Genomic DNA, 20,253 nt, shown 5'->3' on the forward strand with positions numbered 1-20,253 from the left:
CTACGTCTCCGCATAGAAAAAGGTGCCGAACACCGTTAGCGCCACGACCCGGTAGCCCAGCGCCACGGCCACCCCGACCAACGGAGAAACCCCCAGGGCATGCCGCAAAATGTGGCTGTGTATCGCGATACCCCAGACCATGAACCCGAGCCAGGCGAGCGCCGCCGGCAGCGGGGTGGGATCGCTCTCCGCCATCCACAACATCAGCGGCCAAGCGAGGATCCCGATCAGGGCGTCGCATCCCCCCAGCGCGGCCACGGTCTGACCGGTGCGCGCCGCCTTGCCGCGCGCGAGCAACAGCGCATGGGTGAGGCCCACCATGATAAGCGTGGCAACGACGGCCGCAAGCACTGCCTGTCGCGGCGGCAACATGGCGGCCTCCAGCAGCGTGCCCACCGCCCAGTGCGCGCCCAGCGCCAGCAGCACCAGCAAGCCCGAGCGCGGCAGCACATCCGGGCCCAGGCGTAGGGTGCAGATCTGCCAGTAGACGCTCACCAGCACGTTCACGGGCTGCCACGACCTCCGATGACGCGGACCGGCGCCGCAAGCGCCCGCCTGCGCGCTTCGCGTGCATGCTGATATGCTGAGCGCATGAGCCTGCAAGACGCCCCGACGGACACCTTCCTCTACGTAGACACTCCCGATGCTTTACGGGCGCTGTGCGACCGCTTGGCCGCGCAGCCGTGGATCGGGGTGGATACCGAGTTTCTGCGCGAGAAGACTTATTACGCGCAGCTATGTCTGATCCAGGTTAGCACGGGGGATGTGGGCGCGTGCGTGGACCCGCTGGCGGTGGACATCGCTCCGCTGCTGGAGGTGCTGTATCGCGCCGACATCGTGAAGGTCATGCACGCCGCGCGCCAGGACCTGGAGATTCTGAGCCAGACCCGCAGCGCCCCGCCGCCCAACATCTTCGATACACAGCTGGCGGCCACCGTACTGGGCTATGGCGATCAGATCGGCTACGCCGGCCTTGTCGAGGCGGTGCTGAACGTGCGCCTCGACAAGGCGCACACGCGCACCGACTGGAGCCAGCGGCCGCTCGCCGAGGAGCAATTGCAATACGCGGCGGACGACGTGCGCTACCTGGGGCCGTTGTATGAGCGCCTGGAGAGGGAACTGGTGCGACGCGGCCGTAGGAATTGGCTGGACGAGGAGTTCGCGGCCCTCAGCGACCCGGCGCTGTACGCCTGGAGCGAGGAAACGGCTTGGCAGAAGGTATCCGGGGCCCAGGCCCTGCGCGGGCGCCAGTTGGCACTGCTGAACGCGCTCACCGTGTGGCGCGAGCGCAAGGCCATGACGCTCGATCGCCCGCGGCGCTGGGTGGCGGCCGATCCCGTGCTGATCGACATCGCGCGCCGCGCGCCGCACGATGCCGCGGCGCTCGCGCGCATCCGCGGCGTCGAGGGTGCGCTGCTGAACGACGCGCCCGCGGTACTCGCGGTGCTCGCCGAGGCCGCCCGCCTGCCGCGCGATGACTGGCCGGCGGCGTCGGCGCGCGTGCGCTTGGCGGTGCACGAAGAGGCCCTGGTGGATGCCCTGATGGCCACGGTGCGCACCGTGGCCGCGCGCGAGGGCATCAGTGCGGCGGCGCTGACCTCGCGACGCGAACTCGAACGCTTGGTGCAGGGCGATGACGATGTCGCCGTCCTACACGGCTGGCGCCAGGCGGTGTGCGGTACCGCCCTGCAAGGCGTGCTGAAGGGCGAGTTGACCCTGCGCGTTCAAGCCGGGCGCCTCCAACTCCTCGATGCCTGAGCCGCGCCCGCGCGGCGCGCAACGCCGCCGCGCACGCACCGAACTGCGGCGCCTTCGCTTTGCGTGGCGAGGCGGCAACCACTTCGAGCTGCTCAACGGCGGCGGTGCGTTCTATCCCCGCATGCTGGGCGATATCGCGCAGGCAAGCCGTTACGTCTTGCTCGAGATGTACCTTGTCGAGTCCGGCGCCGTCTTGCAGCGCTTCCTCGACACCCTGATCAGTGCATCGGAACGCGGCGTGCAGGTCTTCATGCTGCTGGACGCCTTTGGCAGCATGGGAATGTCCCGCGCGGACCGCTTGCGCATCGAGGCAGCGGGCATTCGCCTCGCCTATTACAACCCACTCAAGTTCGCCCACTTTCGGCGCAACCTGCTACGCAATCACCGCAAGCTGTTGCTGGTCGACGGCGCGGTGGCCTATACCGGCGGCGCTGGACTCACCGATGCCTTCGCGCCCACCGATGGCGCGGCGCCGTGGCACGAGGTGATGGTGCGCACGGAAGGCCCCGTCGCCGCCGATTGGCGGCACCTGTTCGGCCTCACCTGGGCGCGTTATGCGCAATGGCCGCTGCGCCTGACGGCATCGGCCGCCGCGCCCCACGCGGATGGCGCGCGGGGACGGGTGACCTTCAGCCACCGGCGGCACAACCGCGACTTGGTGCGCGCGCTACTCAACCAGACCCGCACCGCGAAGGAGCGCATTTGGATCGCCACAGCGTACTTCCTACCGTCTTGGAAAATGCGTCGCGCGTGGCGCCGCGCGGCGCGCAACGGCGTGGACGTACGCCTGCTGCTTCCCGGCCCCAACACCGACCACCCGCCCGTGCGCTATGCCGGTCAGCGCTTCTACAGCGGCTTACTGCGGGCCGGTGTGCGCATCTACGAGTATCAGCCCGCTTGTCTGCACGCCAAGATCGCCTTATGCGATGACTGGTGTTCCATCGGCTCCAGCAACATGGACCGCTGGAACACGCGCTGGAATCTGGAGGCGAATCAGGAAGTCCGCAGCGCGGCGTTCGCTGCCGAGATACGAAGCTGGTTTACGGAAAGTTTCAGGGTTTCGGTGGAGTACCGCGACGAGAACTGGCGCGGGCGCTCGCACTACGAGCGCCTGCTCCAGTGGTTCTGGGGCCGGATGGACCTGTGGCTCGATCGCGCCACGCAGGCCCGCGGCCTCTTGCGTGGCCGACGCCGCCGACGGGAACCGTGAACCGGTGCGGGGCCGCGCCTCGCGGCCCCGCATAGGTGCGCCTAGCGCTTTTTCTTCGGGCCCACTTTTTTCTTCGGGGCCGCCTTCTTGGCGGCGGCCTTCTTGGTCGGTGCGGCCTTCTTTGCCGGCGACTTCTTAGCCGGCGACTTCTTCGCAGCGGCCTTCTTGGCCGGCGCCTTCTTGGTGGCGGCCTTCTTGGTCGGGGCGGCCTTCTTCGTCGCGGCCTTCTTGGTGGCGGCCTTCTTGGTCGGGGCGGCCTTCTTCACCGCCGCCTTCTTGGTGGCGGCCTTCTTGGTCGGGGCGGCCTTCTTCGCCGCCGCCTTCTTGGTGGCCGCCTTCTTGGCCGGCGCGGCCTTCTTCACCGCCGCCTTCTTGGTGGCCGCCTTCTTGGTCGGGGCGGCCTTCTTCACCGCCGCCTTCTTGGTGGCGGCCTTCTTGGTCGGGGCGGCCTTCTTCACCGCGGCCTTCTTGGTGGCGGCCTTCTTGGCCGGCGCGGCCTTCTTCACCGCGGCCTTCTTGGTGGCCGCCTTCTTGGCTGGCGCGGCCTTCTTCGCCGCCGCCTTCTTGGTGGCCGCCTTCTTGGTGGCCGCCTTCTTGGTGGCCGCCTTCTTGGCTGGCGCGGCCTTCTTCACCGCCGCCTTCTTGGTGGCCGCCTTCTTGGCCGGCGCGGCCTTCTTCACCGCCGCTTTCTTGGTGGCGGCCTTCTTGGCCGGCGCGGCCTTCTTCGGCGCCGCCTTCTTGGTGGCGGCCTTCTTGGCCGGCGCGGCCTGCTTCACCGCCGCCTTCTTGGCCGGCGCGGCTTTCTTCGGCGCCGCCTGCTTGGTGGCGGCCTTCTTGGCTGGCGCGGCCTCCTTGGCCGCTGCCTTGGCCGGAGCAGCTTCAGCCGTGGCAGGCGGCGCGGCCGGACGCGGCGTCACCTTGGGCTGTGCACGGCGCGGGGCCGGTGCGGCGGGTGGCGCGGCCGCCGCCTCGCGCGGCGCGCCCGATTCCAGTGCGTCGAGCACGCCTCGAATCCGCGCGAAGATCTGTTCGATGTCGCCCTCGCCCTCCACCCGTCGCAGCTTGGATTGCTGCTTGAAGTAATCGACCAGTGGGCGCGTTTGTGCGTCGTACACGCGCAGGCGGTTGCGAATGGTGGACTCGTTGTCGTCCGCCCGATGCAGCAGCATGCCGCCGCACTTGTCGCAGCGGTCATCCAGCTTCGGCGGCGACGTATAAATGTTGTACACCTGACCGCAGGATTCGCAGGTGCGCCGCCCGGTCAGACGCTGCATCAGCGCATCGACGTCCACCTCGATGAGCAGCGCCGCCTGCAGCGGCTTGCCGACCTTCTCCAGCATGGTGTCCAGTGCCTGGGCCTGCGGGATATTGCGCGGAAACCCGTCCAAAATGAATCCGTTGCGGGCGTCCGACTGGGCGAGCCGTTCCTCGATGATGCCGAGCACGATGTCGTCCGAGACCAATTGGCCGGCCTCCATGGCCGCCTTGGCCTGCTGTCCGAGCGGGGTCTGTTTCGCGACCGCTTCGCGCAACAGGTCGCCCGTCGAGATCTGCGGCACGCCGAATCGCTGCACCAGCATCTTCGCCTGTGTACCCTTGCCCGAACCCGGTGCCCCCAGCAGTACGATTCTCATGTGACCCGTGCTCCGTCGTTAAGATTTATTCGTTACTTTTATCGTCAACAAAAAATTATTTGCTTGGTCACGCCCGCGTTCCGGTAGGCCCCCCGCGCAAAGTTACGTTAAGCTACTCTCAGCCGAAGGCCCAAGTCAATGAACTATAACGTTGCGGGCAGTGCCGCCCGGGAGTGCACACGATGACCGAGTTTGCGGACTTCGACGATGCCGAACCTTGGGTGATCAAGAACGCCGCGAAAGAACGCGTCGATCAACCGGTGGCGGCGGAATTCGCCGACACCGAACTGCGGCCGGGCCCCTGCAATTCGACCCTCACCACCTGTCCAACCGCTTATCGGCGCGCGTCCCGTGTTATTACAGCGCGTACAGCACCGGCATCGATGAAATTCGATGACGTGGCCGACGGCGCCGTGAGGGTTTGGAGAGCGACGGATTGACCACCACGCCCGAGCGGAACTGAACACCAATTCTGATTTACAACGCCCCGCGCACAAGGGGCGCATGATAACAGCGACGCCACCACAAGGAGCACCACGAATGAGCAAAAAAAACGCGTTCTACGCCCAATCCGGTGGCGTAACCGCGGTGATCAATGCGAGTGCCTGCGGCGTGATCGAGACGGCGCGGCAGCACAAGGACCGCATCGGCAAGGTGTACGCGGGCCGTAACGGCATTATCGGCGCCCTTACCGAGGACTTGATCGACACCAGCAAAGAGACCGCCAAGTCCATCGCCGGGCTGCGCTACACACCGTCTGGGGCGTTCGGCTCGGCGCGGTACAAGCTCAAGGGCCTGGAGGAGAATCGGGCGGAGTACGAGCGCCTGATCGAGGTCTTCAAGGCACACAACATCGGCTATTTCTTCTACAACGGCGGCGGCGACTCGGCCGACACCTGCCTCAAGGTCTCGCAGATCGGCGATGCCATGGGCTACCCGATCCAGGCGGTGCACGTCCCCAAGACCGTGGACAATGACCTGCCCATCACCGACAACTGCCCGGGCTTTGGCTCGGTGGCCAAGTATGTCGCCGTGTCCATTCGCGAGGCGGGTTTCGACGTCGCCTCCATGGCCAAGACCTCCACCAAGATCTTCGTGATGGAGGTCATGGGCCGACACGCCGGCTGGATCGCCGCGGCCGGCGGCCTGGCCGCCCAAGCGGAGGGCGACGCGCCGCACCTCATCCTGTTCCCCGAGATCGAATTCGACGAGGGCAAGTTCCTGAAGCGGGTGGATGAGACCGTGAAGCGCCACGGCTACTGCGCCATCGTGGTGTCCGAGGGCGTGCGCAACAAAGAGGGCAAGTTCCTCGCCGAGGCAGGTACCCGCGACGCCTTCGGTCACGCCCAGCTCGGCGGCGTGGCCCCGGTGGTGGCGCAGCTCATCAAGGACCAGTTGGGATACAAATATCACTGGGCCGTGGCCGACTACCTGCAGCGCGCCGCGCGCCATATTGCCTCCAAGACGGACGTGGATCAGGCCTACGCGGTCGGCAAAGCGGCCGTGGAGCTGGCGCTGAAGGGTCAGAACTCGGTGATGCCGACCATCGTGCGCAAGTCCGACAAGCCTTACCGCTGGACCATCGGCACGGCGCCGCTCAGCAAGGTCGCCAACGTGGAGAAGTTCATGCCGCGCGACTACATAACCCGCGACGGCTTCCATATCACGGACAAGTGCCGCACCTACCTCGCCCCTCTGATCAAAGGCGAGGACTACCCGCCCTACAAGGACGGCCTGCCGCAGTACGTGACGCTCAAGAACGTGGCGGTCCCCAAGAAGCTCGCCGGTGAGTTCAAACTACGATGACCCTGACGGGGCGGGCGAACTGCTGACCGTTCAGGCAGCCCTCGGCAGCGGCTACAAGCCGTAACGCGTCAAGCTCATCCACGCGGAGATGACCCGCGAGCGCGGCGCCGAGGCCGCGCGTCCGGCACAGGACCTGGACCATAGCCGCGGGTTCACTGCGGACACTTGGGCACCGGGCGGCGGTCCGCCGCCGCCCGGCCCCGCCTGCGCGCGACTCCTATACTCTAAGGTGCAACCCCCATCGGGCGCCTGTCGCTACCCCGGAGGAGCCGCTATACTATGCACCCTTTTTCAAACCCTTCCGAAGTACGAGGCACCTCATCCATGAATCTGGACAGAGTCACCCCGGGCAGCGCGGTTCCCGATGAAGTCAATGTGATCATCGAGATCCCGGCCCACAGCGACCCGGTGAAGTACGAGGTAGACAAGGAAACCGGCGCCATGTTCGTGGACCGCTTCTTGAACACCGCCATGTACTACCCGTGCAACTACGGTTACGTGCCCAACACCCTGTCCGACGATGGCGATCCGGTCGATGTGCTGGTGGTCACGCCCCATCCACTGATCAGCGGCTCCGTCATTCGCGTGCGTCCGATCGGCATGCTCAAGATGACCGATGAGGCCGGCTTCGACGCGAAAGTGATCGCGGTGCCCAACGAAAAGCTGTGCAAGCTGTACAGCCACGCCCAATCGCCCAAGGATCTGTCGGCGGTGCTGGTGCAGCAGATCGAGCACTTCTTCGCCCACTACAAGGACCTGGAGCCGAACAAGTGGGTCAAGATCGAAGGCTGGACCGACGCCGAGGCGGCTCGCCAGGAGATCTTGGACAGCATCCAGCGCTATAACGACGCGCCGGAGAAACCGCACTTCTGATGCGCGTTTGTATCGTTTCGGACAGCCACGACCGCCGTCACCTGCTGGAGGCCGCCGTCGCCGACGCGCGCGAGCGCGGCGCGGAGGCGGTGCTGCATTGCGGTGACGTCGTCGCACCCACCACGCTGCGCGACCTGCGTCGCCAAGGCCTGCCGGTGCACGTCATTCACGGCAACAACGTCGGCGACCAGTATCACATGGCGCGCCTTGCGCACGACCCGGAGAGCCTGATCCATTACCACGGCCAAGATGCCGGCATCACGCTGGCGGGGCGGCGCATATTCCTGGTGCACTACCCGCACTACGCCCAAGCCCTGGCCACCACCGGCGACTGGGATCTGGTGTGCTGCGGTCACGACCACCGCGCCAATGTAGAGCGGGTCGCGACCGTGAAAGGCGGTCAGACGTGGCTGGTGAACCCCGGCACCGTAGGCGGGGTCGGCGCACCACCGACCTACGTCATGGGGGATCTTGCGCAGATGCGCTTCGAGGTATGTGCGGTGCCGCAGTCCGAACGCGCCGCGGCGGAGGCCTTGAGCTAGGCGAGCCTCTGATCACAGTGCTTCTCCCGACACAGGGAGACGACGCCGTGACCGCGGATCCCAAGCCGTGGATTACGCAGCCGATCGAAAACCACGCTTTTCGATCTGCGTGGCCTGAGACATCCAGGAGGGATGTATTCAGGCCTTCTCACAGCGTCGGCTTCTGCTCATGGGCGTACAAACGCTCGCGCTTAGCCTGGCAGTCGATGCAGCGCGCGGCGCTCGGATAGGCATCGAGGCGGTCGACGCCTATATCGATCCCGCAGTCGATGCAGATGCCGTAACTACCCTGGTCGATGCGGCGCAGCGCATCCTCGATTTCGGCCAGGTCCCGCACATGACCTTCGGTAATGGTCAGGTTGAGGTCGACCAGCAGGTCCGCCACCGACTCCTCGCCGGGATCGTGCACACCGCCGGCAAGCTCCAGGAAGCGTTCCTTGTCTTCCGAGCGCTGCAGCTCCTCATGAATCGCCTCAACCAGCTCGCCGTGCCGCTGCGTCAAACGGTCCTTGAAATCATTGAGCTGGCTGGGCTTGATGCTGGCCATGTCTCCCGCTCCTCGTCGTGTGGGCGCGCATCCTGCGCCGAGATGTGCCCACAACAGTAGATAGCGGAATCTGGCAGGTCAACCTGCGGCCGAGCGGGGATACTCCAGGGGTCGAGGGTCCGCGTACGCCCTTAATAACCGGGGGTGTTCTTCTCCACCCAACGCTCGCCGCCCCCGGTGGACTCCTTCTTCCAGAAGGGAGCCCGCGACTTGAGCTCCTCCATGAGAAAGCGCGAGGCCTCGAACGCCGCGGCGCGATGGGCCGACCAGACAGCCACCAGCACGATGGGGTCCTGCGGACGAATCTCGCCCACCCGGTGCAGGATGAGGGTGTCGAGTAGAGGCCAGCGCTCGCGCGCGGCGGCGCACATCGCCTCCAGATGCTTCTCGGTCATGCCGGGATAGTGCTCGAGCCGCATGGCCTGCACCGCATCGCCTTCGTTGAAGTCGCGCATCGTGCCGACGAACACCGCCGTTGCGCCGTACTTGCCGGTGGGTATCGCGGCGGCTTGGTGCGCGGCCACGGCCTGCCAGGGATCGAACGGTGTTTCGTGGATGGCGACGGGCATTGGTCAGCCTCCGGTCACTGGCGGAAAAAACGCGACCTCGTCACCGTCACGCACCGGATGGCTCGGATCCGCGTATTCCTGGTTGACCGCCATAAGCACGTTGCCCGGCAGCGCCTCGGTCGGCGCCACCCGCGCCCACACCTCGCCGACGGTATGCAAGCCATCCGTGTCGAGCGCGTCTTCCGCGCGCCCGATGCGCTCCCGCATGCTCGCAAAGTACTTGACCGTAATGGCCATTTTGCACACTCCGTAGGGTAGACTGGTTTGCAGGCAGTAACGCTTCAGCCTATCATGGTTCGCCCCTGCAACCAACGAGCCCCCATGAGCGAGCTGACGCATTTCAACCAGTCCGGCGAGGCCCATATGGTCGACGTCGGGGCCAAGGACGTCACCCACCGCATCGCGATCGCCGAGGGCAGCATCCACATGCAGCCCGAGACGCTGCGCCTCATCACCGAGGGCGGTCACAAGAAAGGGGATGTGCTCGGTATCGCGCGGGTGGCGGGGATCATGGCCAGCAAGAAGACCGCCGACCTCATTCCGCTGTGCCATCCCCTCGCCCTCACCCACGTGGAGATCGACCTCACGCCGCGGGGTGATACACCGGCGATCGACTGCCGCGTGCGCGTGGAGACGGCGGGCCAGACCGGCGTGGAAATGGAAGCGCTCACTGCGGTGCAGGTGACGCTGCTCACCATTTACGACATGTGCAAGGCGGTCGACCGCGGCATGACCATCACCGACGTGCGCCTGGTCGAGAAGGCGGGCGGCAAGTCGGGGCATTGGCGCCGCGAGGGCTATTAGAAGTCTGAATCCATCCATCCTGGATGGCTCAGACCACGCAAAGCGAAAAACGTAGTTTCCGCTCTGATTCGTGATCAACGGCTGGCGCCGTTGCTCACGGCGGCGGCTGTTAGAGGTCTGAATCCATCCATCCTGGATGGCTCAGACCACGCGGAGCGAAAAGCGTGGTTTTCGCTCCGCTTCGTGATCAACGGCTTGCGCCGTCGATCACGGCGGCACATCCCTGTGCCGCGGGGCGATCGGGGCTTGCTTAGGCGCGGACACTCTCCTACCCCTCCTCCTCCACGCCCAGCACCGCGCCCTCCGGCAACTCGAGATGCACGTACTCGAGCCGAGGACCGAGCATCACGATGACGCCACCGCGCCGGTCAGCACCGGTGGTGGTGAACTCGAAGGCGTAGTAGCGCCGCACGCGCATCCGCCCCGCGTCGTCGCGCGCCAGCCCCAGCTTACGCAGGTGCACGGTTTGATCGAGGAGTTGGACGCGATGGCGGTCGCAGGCGCGGGCACCGAAATAACCGGCGCGCTCGTGCAGGCGCATGGCGCTCACCCACCACGCCACCGCACCGGCGCAGGCCAGTAGCCACCAGTAGGCGGTGCTCATGGGTGAGAAAACACGAGAGGAAAATGGCGGAGCGGACGGGACTCGAACCCGCGACCCCCGGCGTGACAGGCCGGTATTCTAACCAACTGAACTACCGCTCCGCTGTAGCGCTTCACCGAAACCTCGTTGAGCCGTGCCCGGTGAAGCCCGCTATTCTAGGCGAGCGGGCCGGCGGACGCCAGTGCTTTCTAGGGAAGCTCTGACAGAAAACCGGGCGGGGCGTAATCAGACCTTCCCGCGCCCCGGCGGCGACGCTCAGACCTTCTTATAGACCTCGGCGCCCTGCGCGCGGAACTCCGCGGCCTTCTCCTTCATGCCGGTCTCGACCGCGATCTTCACGTCCGCGAGCCCCTTGTTGGCGGCGTAGTCACGCACGTCCTGCGTGATCTTCATGGAACAGAAATGCGGGCCGCACATGGAGCAGAAGTGCGCCACCTTGGCCGAGTCCTTGGGCAGGGTCTCGTCGTGGTACTCGCGCGCGCGGTCGGGATCAAGCCCCAAGTTGAACTGGTCCTCCCAGCGGAACTCGAAACGCGCCTTGGACAGCGCGTTGTCGCGGATCTGCGCGCCGGGGTGACCCTTGGCGAGGTCCGCCGCATGGGCGGCGATCTTGTAGGCGATGATGCCCTCCTTCACGTCGTCCTTGTTGGGCAGGCCGAGGTGTTCCTTGGGCGTGACGTAACAGAGCATTGCCGTACCGAACCAACCGATCATGGCCGCACCGATCGCGGAGGTGATGTGGTCGTAGCCGGGCGCGATGTCGGTGGTCAGCGGGCCGAGGGTGTAGAACGGCGCCTCGTCGCACTCGGCGAGCTGCTTGTCCATGTTCTCCTTGATGAGGTGCATGGGCACGTGACCCGGGCCCTCGATCATGGTCTGCACGTCATGCTTCCAGGCGATCTTGGTCAGCTCGCCGAGGGTCTCGAGTTCGCCGAACTGTGCCGCGTCGTTGGCGTCGGCGATGCAGCCGGGGCGCAGTCCGTCGCCCAGCGAGAAGGACACGTCGTAGGCCTTCATGATCTCGCAGATTTCCTCGAAGTGCGTGTAGAGGAAATTCTCCTGGTGATGCGCAAGGCACCACTTGGCCATGATGGAACCGCCGCGCGAGACGATGCCGGTGAGGCGCTTGGCGGTGAGCGGCACGTAGGCCAAGCGCACACCGGCGTGAATCGTGAAGTAGTCCACGCCCTGCTCGGCCTGCTCGATGAGCGTGTCGCGAAACATCTCCCAGGTCAGCTCCTCGGCCTTGCCGTTGACCTTCTCGAGCGCCTGATAGATCGGCACGGTGCCGATCGGCACCGGGCTGTTGCGGATGATCCACTCACGCGTCTCGTGGATGTTCTTGCCGGTGGACAGGTCCATGATGGTGTCCGCGCCCCAGCGGATACCCCAGGTCATCTTGTCCACTTCCTCCTCGATGGAGGAGCTCACCGCGGAATTACCGAGGTTGCCGTTGATCTTCACCAGGAAGTTACGCCCGATGATCATGGGCTCGATTTCCGGATGATTGATGTTGGCGGGAATGATGGCGCGCCCGCGCGCCACCTCATCGCGCACGAACTCGGGCGTGATGACGGCCGGGATGCTGGCGCCGAAATTCTGGCCGGGGTGCTGGTTCAGCAGCCCCTGCTCACGCGCGAGTTCCAGGCGCAGGTTCTCGCGGATGGCGATGTACTCCATCTCGGGCGTGACGATGCCGCGCCGCGCGTAGTGCATCTGGGTGACGTTGGCGCCGGGTTTGGCGCGCCGAGGCGTACGGATGTGCTCGAAGCGCAACTCGGCAAGCTTGGGATCGGCGGCACGCGCACGGCCGTACTCGGAACTCGGCGCGTCGAGCAGTTCGGTGTCGCCGCGCTCCTCGATCCACGCCGCGCGCACCGCCGGCAGGCCCTTGCGCAGGTCGATCTCCACCGCGGGATCGCTGTACGGTCCCGAGGTGTCGTACAGCGTGACGGCAGGATTCTTCTCGCTGCCGAAGCCGGCCGGGGTGTCGCTCAGGCTCACCTCGCGCATGGGCACGCGGATGTCCGGCCGGGAACCCTCCACGTAGATCTTGCGCGAGGCCGGAAAGGGCTGCACCGCCGCGCGGCCCAGCTTGACCTTCTTGTTGACGTCCTCGGGGATCGCGCTCATCGACCTGGTCCTCTGTCGGGGCCGCGCCGCGCAGTCGGCGACGGGGCGGAATTCGCAATGGCGCGCAGACAGAGGGGGAGATGCGCTTCCCTACGCCGGTACGAGCCGGGTCAGGTTCGAAGGGTCTCTCTCAGCCCGGCGCATGACGCGGGGCACCCCTAGCTGCGGATCGGTAAAGTTATAGGATAGGCGCCACGTTATCAAGGCGGGGTCCCAGCAGCATCTTGCCACCTCCGGTCAAACGCCTTACCCTTGACGGCTCTCCCACGCTTGCCGGAAGAACGCGCAATGATCGAAGCCAATCTCGAACAGGCACGCTTCAACATGATCGAGCAGCAGATCCGTACCTGGGAGGTGCTGGATCAGCGTGTGCTCGACCTGCTCGCCGGAGCGCCGCGCGAGGCGTTCGTGCCCGAGCGCTACCGCAAGCTGGCGTTCGCCGACATGAACATCCCGCTGGGCCGCGATCAGGTCATGATGCCGCCCAAGCTCGAAGCCCGCATGCTCCAGGCGCTGAACCCGCAGCCGCACGAGACGGTTCTGGAGGTCGGTACCGGTAGCGGCTTCGTCACCTATTTGCTCTCGCGCTTGGCGCGCCACGTCTACAGCGTCGACATCATTCCCGAGTTCAAGACCGCGGCGCAGGAGAAGTTGAGCGCACAGGGCGCGACCAATGTGTCGTTGGACGTCGGTGACGCGGCGCGCGGTTGGCCGCGCCATGCCCCGTACGACGTCATCGCCATCACGGGCTCGCTGCCCCTGCCGCCGGAGGACTTCCTGTCCGATCTCGCGCTGGGCGGCCGGCTGTTCGCCGTCGTCGGCGACGCCCCGGTGATGGAGGCGCGCCTCATCACGCGGGTTGCCGAAGACGAGTGGGTGCATGAATCCTTGTTCGAGACGGAGTTGACGCCGCTGATCAACGCGCCGCAACCGCCCCGTTTCACCCTCTGAGGACGTCCATGCGCCACCTGACACCGGTGGAGCTGCAGGCGTATCTCGAGGAGGCGGAGACGGCCCCGTTGTTGCTCGACGTGCGCGAACCCTGGGAGTTCCACCACGCCCACATCGCCGGCTCTCAGCTTCTGCCCATGGGTCGCCTGCCCGCGCAGGTCGAGCAGCTCGACCCCAAGCAGGAGATCGTGGTGATCTGCCATCACGGGGTGCGCAGCCAGCAAGTGGCGTTCTATCTTGAACATATCGGCTTTGAACGCATCATCAACCTGGCCGGCGGCGTGGACGCATGGGCACGCGAGGTCGATCCCGCCATGCCGCGCTACTGACCGCCATTGCGAGCTGCTATGTCACGTCTGATCGTTGCTCTGCTGTGCCTACTGACTTTGCCCGCCGCGCACGCCCGCGACTCACTGCTCGACGTCTATCACAAGGCGCTGCAGGCGGACCCGCAGGTGCGCGCCGCCGCGGCTGCGCGCGATGCGGCTCAGGAGGGGTTACCGCAAGCGCGCGCCGGGCGCCTGCCCAACGCCAATCTCGGCGCCGATGCCGGGCAAACCTGGCAGAGCATCGGCGGCCAGAGCACCGACTTCACCAGCTACAGCTACCAGTTGCGCCTGGCGCAGCCGCTCTACGACGCGGCGGTACGGCCCGCCATCGATCAAGCCGAAGCGGGCGTGGCACGCTCCGAGGCGGAGCTGGAGCTCGTCCATCAGAGCCTGATGCTGCGCGTCAGCGAGGCCTACTTCGGCATCCTGGCCGCGCGCGACACCCTCGAGTTCGCCCAAGCCGAACAGCGCGCCATCGAACGTCAGCTAGAGCAGGCGCAGGAGCGGTTCGAGGTGGGCTTGGTGGCGATCACCGACGTCCATGAAGCACGCGCGCGATTCGATCTGGCACAGGCGCAGGTCATCGCCGCCGAGAATCAGCTTGCCCTGGCGCGTGAGGCCCTGCGCGAGATCATCGGCGAGCAGCCGGACCCGGTCGCCCCGCTGGCGGCCGATCTGCCCCTGCAGCGCCCCGCCGAGGCGGCCGACCAGTGGGTGGACGCCGCACGTACGCGCAATCCGCGCGTCACGGCGCTCGAACAGGCAGTCGCGAGCGCGCGGGCCGAGATCGACCGGCGCGGCGCGGGGCACCGGCCCCGCGTGGACTTGGTCGGCACACAGAGCTACAGCGATCGCGCGCTGACGATACCGGGCGCCAGCCCGACCGACCGGCGTTCCACGCTGGTCGGCATTCAACTGAACGTCCCGCTCTACCAAGGCGGGGCGATCTCCGCCGCCGTGCGTCAGGCACACCACCAGCTCGCGACGGCACAGGAACAACTAGAACAAGAGCGGCGCGCACTGGAGCGTGAGTCGCGCGCTGCCTACCTCAATGTGGTGGCCGGCATCAGCCAAGTGCATGCGCTCGAGCAGGCGGTCGTCTCCAACGAGACCGCCCTCGAAGCAACGCAGGCCGGCTTCGAGGTCGGCACCCGCACCGCGGTCGAGGTGCTTAACGCGCAGCAGGAGCTGTTTCGCGCGCGCCGCGACCTCGCCCAAGCCCGCTACCAGTTCGTACTCGACGGGCTGCGCCTGAAGCTCGCCGCCGGGCAGCTCGCGCCCGAGGACCTCGAGCAACTCGATCGCTGGCTACGCTGAAGCCCATGGGGCAGGCCACCACGGACCTTGCCGCCGCGTGCGGCTCGCCCCGCCACTGGCCGCTGCGGGCCACGCTCGGCCTGCTGCGCGCCGGCACCCGTTTGCCCATCCGCTGGCAAATGGCCCTGGGCGCTCGCCTCGGTGACCTCACCCGCTGGTTGCTGCCCCCGCGCCGGCGCATCGCCGATGCGAACATCGCGGCGGCCTTTCCCGCCCTCCCGCGCGCCGAACGCCGCACGCTGGTTAGAGAGACCTTTCGCGACACGGGGCGTGCGCTCTTCGAAGGCGCCCTAGCCTGGTGGGCCAGCGACGCGCACCTCGCCGAACTCTATGAAGTGGACGGACTGGAACACCTGGACGCCGCCCGGGCGGGCGGGCGCGGCGTGATACTGCTCGGCGGGCACTACACCACGCTGGAGCTCAGCGGGCGCCTGATGATGCGCCACGCCCCCGACATCGCGCCGGTGTACAAGCCACCACGCAACCCGTGCATGGCTCACCTGATGGCGCACTACCGCCGTCGCTACTACCACGACCTGTTCGAGCGGCGGGATTTTCGCGGCATGCTGCGGCATCTGAAACAGGGCAAAACGCTGTGGATGGCCCCCGACCAGGACTTCGGCCTGCGCTCGGCCGTATTCGCGCCGTTCATGGGCGTGCCCACCGCCACCATCGATGCCCCCGCGCGACTGGCAAAACTGGCCGGCGCCCCGGTGCTGCCCTTTTATTCGGAGCGGTTGGCGCAGGGGCGTTACCGACTGCGCATCGAGGCGCCCATCGACGGCTTCCCCAGCATGGACGCAGTGCGCGACGCCACTGCGATCAACCGCGCCATCGAGCGACAGGTCCAGCGCAGGCCCTCGCAGTACCTGTGGGTGCATAAACGGTTCCGCTCCCGCCCCGAGGGGCAGCCGTCGCTGTACGGCAAGTGACGTGCGCCGCTACCGCCTGCTCACGTGGCTGCTGCTCCCCTTGCTGGTGGGTCACACGGCATGGAGCGCGCTGCGGGCGCGCGAGCTGCGCTACCTCACGCAGCGTTTTGGCTGGGGCGCGCGCCTGCCGACCGACTACTGGATCCATGCCGCCTCGGTCGGCGAGGTCAAGGCAGCCGCGCCGCTGCTGCGCGGCCTGCGGCGCGCGGCACCCCACGCGCGGCTGACACTCACCACCACCACGCCCACCGGCGCCGCCGTGGCGCGTACCCTGCCGCAGGTCGCCCATGCCTACCTTCCGCTTGACACAGGGGGCGCGGTGCGGCGATTTCTGCGCCGCGCGCGCCCGCGCTGCGCCGTCATCATGGAAACCGAGTTGTGGCCCCAACTCTATCGGGCGTGCGCGCGCCGCGAGATCCCTCTCGTGATCGTCAACGCCCGCCTCTCATCACGCACCCTGCGCGCCGGGCCGTGGCTGCGCGGCCTGTACGCCGAGGCGTTGGGTCATGTCAGCGCGGTACTGGCCCGCTCGGCGGAGGACGCGGCGGCCTACCGCTCGCTCGGCGCGCCCGCCGAGCGCGTAACGGTCGTCGGCAACATCAAGTTCGCCGCCGAGGCGCAGGCGCCGCCCGCGCCACCGCTGCCGCGCCCGTTCCTGCTCGCGGCGTCCACCCACGACGACGAGGAACTACGCCTCACGCGCGCTTGGCTCGCGCAGCCCTGGCACGCCGACTGGTTGCTCGTGCTCGCGCCGCGCCACCCGCCGCGCGTGCCGGAACTCCTGCGCCGGCTCGAGGCGCTCGGGGTACGCCCTGTAGTGCACAGCCGCGGCGACCGGGTGCAGGCGGATACGCGGGTGTACGTGATCGACGTGGTGGGCCAACTCGCGCCGTTCCTCGCGCATGCGCACGCGGTGTTCGTCGGCGGTTCGCTGATCCCGCGCGGCGGACACAACGTACTGGAACCCGCGTTGTATGGGCGGCCCGTGTTGTTCGGCCCCCACATGGACAACTTCGCCGACGAGGCACGGGCCTTACTCGCCAGCGATGCCGCGCTCGAGGTCGCCGACGACGCGGCGTTGGCGACCGCCCTGCGCTCGCTCCACGCCGCGCCGGACGTATGGGAGGCGCGCGGAGCGCGCGGGGCGGCTTGGTGCGCCCGCCAGGTGCAGGTGGCGCAGGACTACGCCGAGGCGATCATGGCGCGCTGTCCGCCCGATAACCCGCCAGCAGGGCCTGCCACGGCCGACTGAGCCGCCCCTCGACGTCGGAGGGCGCAAGCTTGCGCAGCGAGCGCTGGAGGCGTTGCAGATTACGCGCCTGCCACGCGCCGGGTGGCCGCCGGCGCCCGCGGTCGAAGTCCAGCACGTAGACCTGGTCGCCGGCGAGCAGGACGTTATGCGCGTTGAGATCGGCGTGGTAGATACCCGACCGGTGGAAGCGGCGCAGACAGGCGCCGATGCGGGGCCAGGCCTCGTCGGGCACGGCATCCAGGCGCCAGAGGTCGGCCAGCGGGCGCGCCTCGGCGATCGCCTCGGTCAACAGGTCCGCCCGGTAACGCAGCCCCGCGCGAACCACCTGTGCCGCGACGGGCCGCGGCACCGGCAGGCCCGCCCGATACATCTCGGCCAATAGTTGGAATTCGCGCCAGGCGCGCGTGCGCGCGAGCCCGGTCCACAAGTAGTGGTCGCCGAGCAGCGGCCCGAACAGCCCGCCGCGGCGGTAGTGACGCAACACATACACGCGCTCGACGTCACGCACGAAGCTCACGCTGCCCCGGCCGCGCGCCTCCGAGGTGGCGCCGCCCTGGGCCTGCCAGGCGTGGGGCTCGAACAGCGACGGCGCCGCGTGTTCAAGACGCGCGGCGTCGTATAGGATGTGCGCGTTTTCGACTTGGAGGTAGCGGGGCTTCATGCGTCCTTCCTTACCACTCACCACACCGCCGACCTCGTTGTGTCTGCTACGCCTCTCGGCGCTGGGCGACGTATGCAATGCCGTGCCCGTGGTGCGTACGCTGCAAAAGTTCTGGCCCGAGACGCGCCTGACCTGGGTGGTCGGCAAGCTGGAGGCGGGCCTGGTCGGCGACATCCCGGGCGTGGAGTTTATCACCTTCGACAAACGCGCCGGCTGGCGCGCCTATCGCGCCCTGCGTCGGCGCCTGCGCGACCGGCGCTTCGATGTGCTGCTGCACATGCAGGTGGCGCTGCGCGCCAACCTCGCAGGCCTCATGATTCCGGCGCGGATGCGGCTGGGCTTCGATCGCGCACGCGCCAAGGACGGCCACACGTGGGTGACCAACGCGCGCATCGCTGGGCAGCCCCGCCAGCACGTGGTGGACGGGTTCTTCGGCTTTCTGGAGGCACTCGGTCTGCCGGAGCGCGAACTGCGCTGGGACCTCCCGATTCCGCCCGCGGCGCGCGCCTTTGCCGAGCAACACCTGCCCGGCACGCAGCCCACCCTGATCATCAGTCCCTGCTCCAGTGTGCGCGCACGCAACTTCCGCAACTGGAGCGCCGAGGGCTATGCCGCGGTGGCCGACTATGCTGCGGAAAAGCTCGGCATGCGCGTGGTGCTGACCGGCGGCCCCACCGACCTCGAGCGCGACTACGCCGCCGCCATCGGCCGCCTTGCCAAACAGCCGCCCATCGACCTGATCGGCCAGACCAGCCTCAAGGAACTGCTGGCCGTGCTCGAACGGGCGACCGCACTCGTCTCGCCCGACTCCGGCCCCGCGCACATGGCCACCGCCGTCGGCACGCCGGTCATCGGCCTGTACGTGACCTCGAATCCCGACCGCACCGGCCCCTACCTCAGCCGCGAGTGGGTGGTAAACAAGTACCCGGAAGCGGTGCAGGCGGAGTTCGGCAAGCGGGTGGAAGACATCGCATGGGGGCGTCGCGTGCGCGACCCCGCGGCGGTGAACTCGGTGCGAGTCGCCGACGTCACCGACACACTAATGCGCGTAATGTCGAGCAGCAACGCCCCCATTAACATGAGCCGATGAACGGAGCATCTCTTGACATGCAGCGCAAGCCGCGTTTTTGCCATGTTCTCAACCTGCACACCCTCGGCGGAGTGCAGCGGAGCTTTGCGGGTTTCTTACAGGCAGTGGTCGAGGAGGGCACGCATGGCCACTATGGAGTGATCGGCGATCATCCCCACGCGCAGCTTGGCGCTGAGTTGGGAGGCGCAGTGAATCGCTTGCGCTACTTCAAACGACTCGGTCCATTAAAGATACCTCCCCACCCCAAGTCCCTGCGGCAGTTCCAACTCAACCGCCTACTTGCGCGCGCTCGGCCCGACGTTGTCGTCCTCTGGAATCATGCGCGCGACGTAGATACGGCGCGGCATGCACGCTCTTTGGGTGCGCGAGTTGTGTACTTTGAGCACGGAGCTGCCTGGAGTTTGCGCAAAGAAGAGCAGGCCGCGCGCGCACTTGGCCTCGCGCACGGGGTCGTTGCAGTATCGCATGCAGCTCGACGGGTATTGGAACTACGCTGGAACGTTCGGCAACCCATCCGTGTGCAGCTCAACGCACTGCTACCCGCCAGTGCGCCTTTCCAGCCGACATGGAAGACGCTCGACCCGAATCGGCCCCTCGTCCTCGGAACTGCGGGAAGACTCGTGTCGCTCAAGGGTATTAGCTTGGCGCTTCGCACCCTGAGCGAGCTCCGGAAACGTGGAGTCCAGTGCGAGCTGCGCATCGCTGGGACGGGACCTCAAGAGCAACAGCTACGCGACCTCTCGAAGAAGCTAGGGATTTCCGACGCGGTGCGTTTCCTTGGGCTCGTAGGGGATATGGGCCGTTTCTTCTCCGAGTCCGACATCTTTCTCTACCCTTCACTGGGCGACGCATACGGCTTGGTAAGCCTGGAGGCCCAAGCTTGGGGATGTCCAGTGCTGACGAGTCGGATCGATGGTCTGCCGGAGACTCTCCTTGAGGGGCGAACGGGTTATACCGTTCCTGCGACGCTCAGTCCATCGGAGTTCCCCGAATACCGCGATGGGCGCTGGCTGGGCGAGAGGCTTACTTATGATCCGGAAAAGGACCGGCTGATGCAGCCACGGCTACCTGCCCCAGAGGCATTCGCAGACTATGTCATGAAGCTGATCGATTCCCCGACACTATTCGCCAAAATGAGTGACGCGGCGTCGAAGCATGCTGCAGAACGCTCGGATTTCGCGCGCTACTCTTCAAACCTCGTCGCTGCATTCCGTGCCGTGGCATCTCTCTAATGGGACGGG

General features: G+C 66.9%; 22 protein-coding genes, 1 tRNA gene and 1 riboswitch. Of the genes, 14 read left to right on the forward strand and 9 right to left on the reverse strand.

What is annotated here, in order from left to right:
• Entirely contained in the window at nt 1–507 is a 507-nt protein-coding gene (locus tag HUS23_04975; protein QKT03202.1) for a hypothetical protein, read from the reverse strand.
• Nucleotides 508–591: 84 nt separating this feature from the next.
• Between HUS23_04975 and rnd the strand changes: the two genes are divergently transcribed.
• Both rnd and HUS23_04985 read left to right on the forward strand, forming a co-directional pair.
• Nucleotides 592–1,758: a ribonuclease D gene (gene rnd, locus HUS23_04980; GenBank protein ID QKT03203.1), complete on the forward strand. Its 1,167-nt coding sequence runs from the start codon at nt 592–594 to the stop codon at nt 1,756–1,758.
• Nucleotides 1,751–2,968 carry a phosphatidylserine/phosphatidylglycerophosphate/cardiolipin synthase family protein gene (locus HUS23_04985; GenBank protein QKT03204.1) on the forward strand — a complete coding sequence of 406 codons (1,218 nt, stop codon included), beginning with the start codon at nt 1,751–1,753 and terminating at the stop codon, nt 2,966–2,968. The genes rnd and HUS23_04985 overlap by 8 nt, the downstream gene beginning before the upstream one ends.
• 41 nt (nt 2,969–3,009) lie before the next feature.
• Here HUS23_04985 and HUS23_04990 read toward each other — a convergent pair whose 3' ends face one another.
• Entirely contained in the window at nt 3,010–4,602 is a 1,593-nt protein-coding gene (locus HUS23_04990; GenBank protein QKT03205.1) for an adenylate kinase, read from the reverse strand.
• Nucleotides 4,603–4,784: 182 nt separating this feature from the next.
• Here HUS23_04990 and HUS23_04995 point away from each other — a divergent pair, with 182 nt between their 5' ends.
• The 4 genes from HUS23_04995 (at nt 4,785) to HUS23_05010 (ending at nt 7,823) form a co-directional block, all read left to right on the forward strand.
• On the forward strand, nt 4,785–5,042 hold the full coding sequence (locus HUS23_04995) for a hypothetical protein (protein ID QKT03206.1): 258 nt from the start codon (nt 4,785–4,787) through the stop codon (nt 5,040–5,042).
• 100 nt (nt 5,043–5,142) lie between these two features.
• Entirely contained in the window at nt 5,143–6,408 is a 1,266-nt protein-coding gene (locus HUS23_05000) for a 6-phosphofructokinase (protein QKT03207.1), read from the forward strand.
• 324 nt (nt 6,409–6,732) lie between these two features.
• Nucleotides 6,733–7,281 (forward strand): inorganic diphosphatase, encoded by a 549-nt coding sequence (ppa, locus tag HUS23_05005; protein ID QKT03208.1) that lies wholly within the window; start codon nt 6,733–6,735, stop codon nt 7,279–7,281.
• The gene (locus HUS23_05010) at nt 7,281–7,823 is read left to right on the forward strand and encodes a metallophosphoesterase family protein (protein ID QKT03209.1); all 543 of its coding nucleotides are present in this window, start codon (nt 7,281–7,283) and stop codon (nt 7,821–7,823) included. Before ppa ends, HUS23_05010 begins: the two co-directional genes overlap by 1 nt.
• A 148-nt stretch (nt 7,824–7,971) precedes the next feature.
• Here HUS23_05010 and HUS23_05015 read toward each other — a convergent pair whose 3' ends face one another.
• The 3 genes from HUS23_05015 to moaD form a co-directional block, all read right to left on the reverse strand.
• A complete protein-coding gene (locus tag HUS23_05015) occupies nt 7,972–8,370 on the reverse strand; it encodes a TraR/DksA C4-type zinc finger protein (protein ID QKT03210.1) in 399 nt (132 codons plus the stop codon).
• A gap of 131 nt (nt 8,371–8,501) precedes the next feature.
• On the reverse strand, nt 8,502–8,939 hold the full coding sequence (locus HUS23_05020; GenBank protein ID QKT03211.1) for a molybdenum cofactor biosynthesis protein MoaE: 438 nt from the start codon (nt 8,937–8,939) through the stop codon (nt 8,502–8,504).
• A 3-nt stretch (nt 8,940–8,942) separates the two neighbouring features.
• On the reverse strand, nt 8,943–9,176 hold the full coding sequence (moaD, locus tag HUS23_05025) for a molybdopterin converting factor subunit 1 (protein QKT03212.1): 234 nt from the start codon (nt 9,174–9,176) through the stop codon (nt 8,943–8,945).
• An 84-nt stretch (nt 9,177–9,260) separates the two neighbouring features.
• On the opposite strand from moaD, the gene moaC reads away from it, so the two are divergent.
• Nucleotides 9,261–9,743 (forward strand): cyclic pyranopterin monophosphate synthase MoaC, encoded by a 483-nt coding sequence (gene moaC, locus HUS23_05030; protein QKT03213.1) that lies wholly within the window; start codon nt 9,261–9,263, stop codon nt 9,741–9,743.
• Between the two features lie 268 nt (nt 9,744–10,011).
• Here moaC and HUS23_05035 read toward each other — a convergent pair whose 3' ends face one another.
• The 3 genes from HUS23_05035 to thiC form a co-directional block, all read right to left on the reverse strand.
• Nucleotides 10,012–10,347 (reverse strand): DUF3301 domain-containing protein, encoded by a 336-nt coding sequence (locus HUS23_05035; GenBank protein QKT03214.1) that lies wholly within the window; start codon nt 10,345–10,347, stop codon nt 10,012–10,014.
• Between the two features lie 24 nt (nt 10,348–10,371).
• Nucleotides 10,372–10,448, reverse strand: a tRNA-Asp gene (locus HUS23_05040).
• Between the two features lie 154 nt (nt 10,449–10,602).
• On the reverse strand, nt 10,603–12,480 hold the full coding sequence (gene thiC, locus HUS23_05045; GenBank protein QKT03215.1) for a phosphomethylpyrimidine synthase ThiC: 1,878 nt from the start codon (nt 12,478–12,480) through the stop codon (nt 10,603–10,605).
• 70 nt (nt 12,481–12,550) lie between these two features.
• Nucleotides 12,551–12,650, reverse strand: a riboswitch (TPP riboswitch).
• A 118-nt stretch (nt 12,651–12,768) separates the two neighbouring features.
• On the opposite strand from thiC, the gene HUS23_05050 reads away from it, so the two are divergent.
• From HUS23_05050 to HUS23_05070, 5 genes are read left to right on the forward strand one after another with little or no spacing between them, the layout of a single operon-like run.
• Entirely contained in the window at nt 12,769–13,431 is a 663-nt protein-coding gene (locus HUS23_05050) for a protein-L-isoaspartate O-methyltransferase (GenBank protein ID QKT03216.1), read from the forward strand.
• A gap of 8 nt (nt 13,432–13,439) precedes the next feature.
• Nucleotides 13,440–13,760, forward strand: a complete 321-nt coding sequence (locus HUS23_05055) for a sulfurtransferase (protein QKT03217.1) — start codon at nt 13,440–13,442, stop codon at nt 13,758–13,760.
• Between the two features lie 18 nt (nt 13,761–13,778).
• Nucleotides 13,779–15,077 (forward strand): TolC family outer membrane protein, encoded by a 1,299-nt coding sequence (locus HUS23_05060; GenBank protein QKT03218.1) that lies wholly within the window; start codon nt 13,779–13,781, stop codon nt 15,075–15,077.
• Between the two features lie 5 nt (nt 15,078–15,082).
• Nucleotides 15,083–16,009: a lipid A biosynthesis acyltransferase gene (locus tag HUS23_05065; protein QKT03219.1), complete on the forward strand. Its 927-nt coding sequence runs from the start codon at nt 15,083–15,085 to the stop codon at nt 16,007–16,009.
• 1 nt (nt 16,010) lies between these two features.
• Nucleotides 16,011–17,261: a 3-deoxy-D-manno-octulosonic acid transferase gene (locus HUS23_05070; GenBank protein ID QKT03220.1), complete on the forward strand. Its 1,251-nt coding sequence runs from the start codon at nt 16,011–16,013 to the stop codon at nt 17,259–17,261.
• On the opposite strand, the gene HUS23_05075 is transcribed toward HUS23_05070, so the two are convergent.
• A complete protein-coding gene (locus tag HUS23_05075; protein ID QKT03221.1) occupies nt 17,206–17,922 on the reverse strand; it encodes a 3-deoxy-D-manno-octulosonic acid kinase in 717 nt (238 codons plus the stop codon). The genes HUS23_05070 and HUS23_05075 overlap by 56 nt on opposite strands.
• Here HUS23_05075 and HUS23_05080 point away from each other — a divergent pair.
• Complete coding sequence (locus tag HUS23_05080; protein QKT03222.1) at nt 17,921–19,012, forward strand: glycosyltransferase family 9 protein; 1,092 nt, start codon at nt 17,921–17,923, stop codon at nt 19,010–19,012. The two genes, HUS23_05075 and HUS23_05080, sit on opposite strands and share 2 nt — an antisense overlap.
• Nucleotides 19,013–19,029: 17 nt before the next feature.
• A complete protein-coding gene (locus HUS23_05085; GenBank protein QKT03223.1) occupies nt 19,030–20,244 on the forward strand; it encodes a glycosyltransferase family 4 protein in 1,215 nt (404 codons plus the stop codon).
• Nucleotides 20,245–20,253 lie beyond the last annotated feature (9 nt).

The organism is Ectothiorhodospiraceae bacterium 2226 (assembly GCA_013348725.1).
Classification (GTDB): domain Bacteria; phylum Pseudomonadota; class Gammaproteobacteria.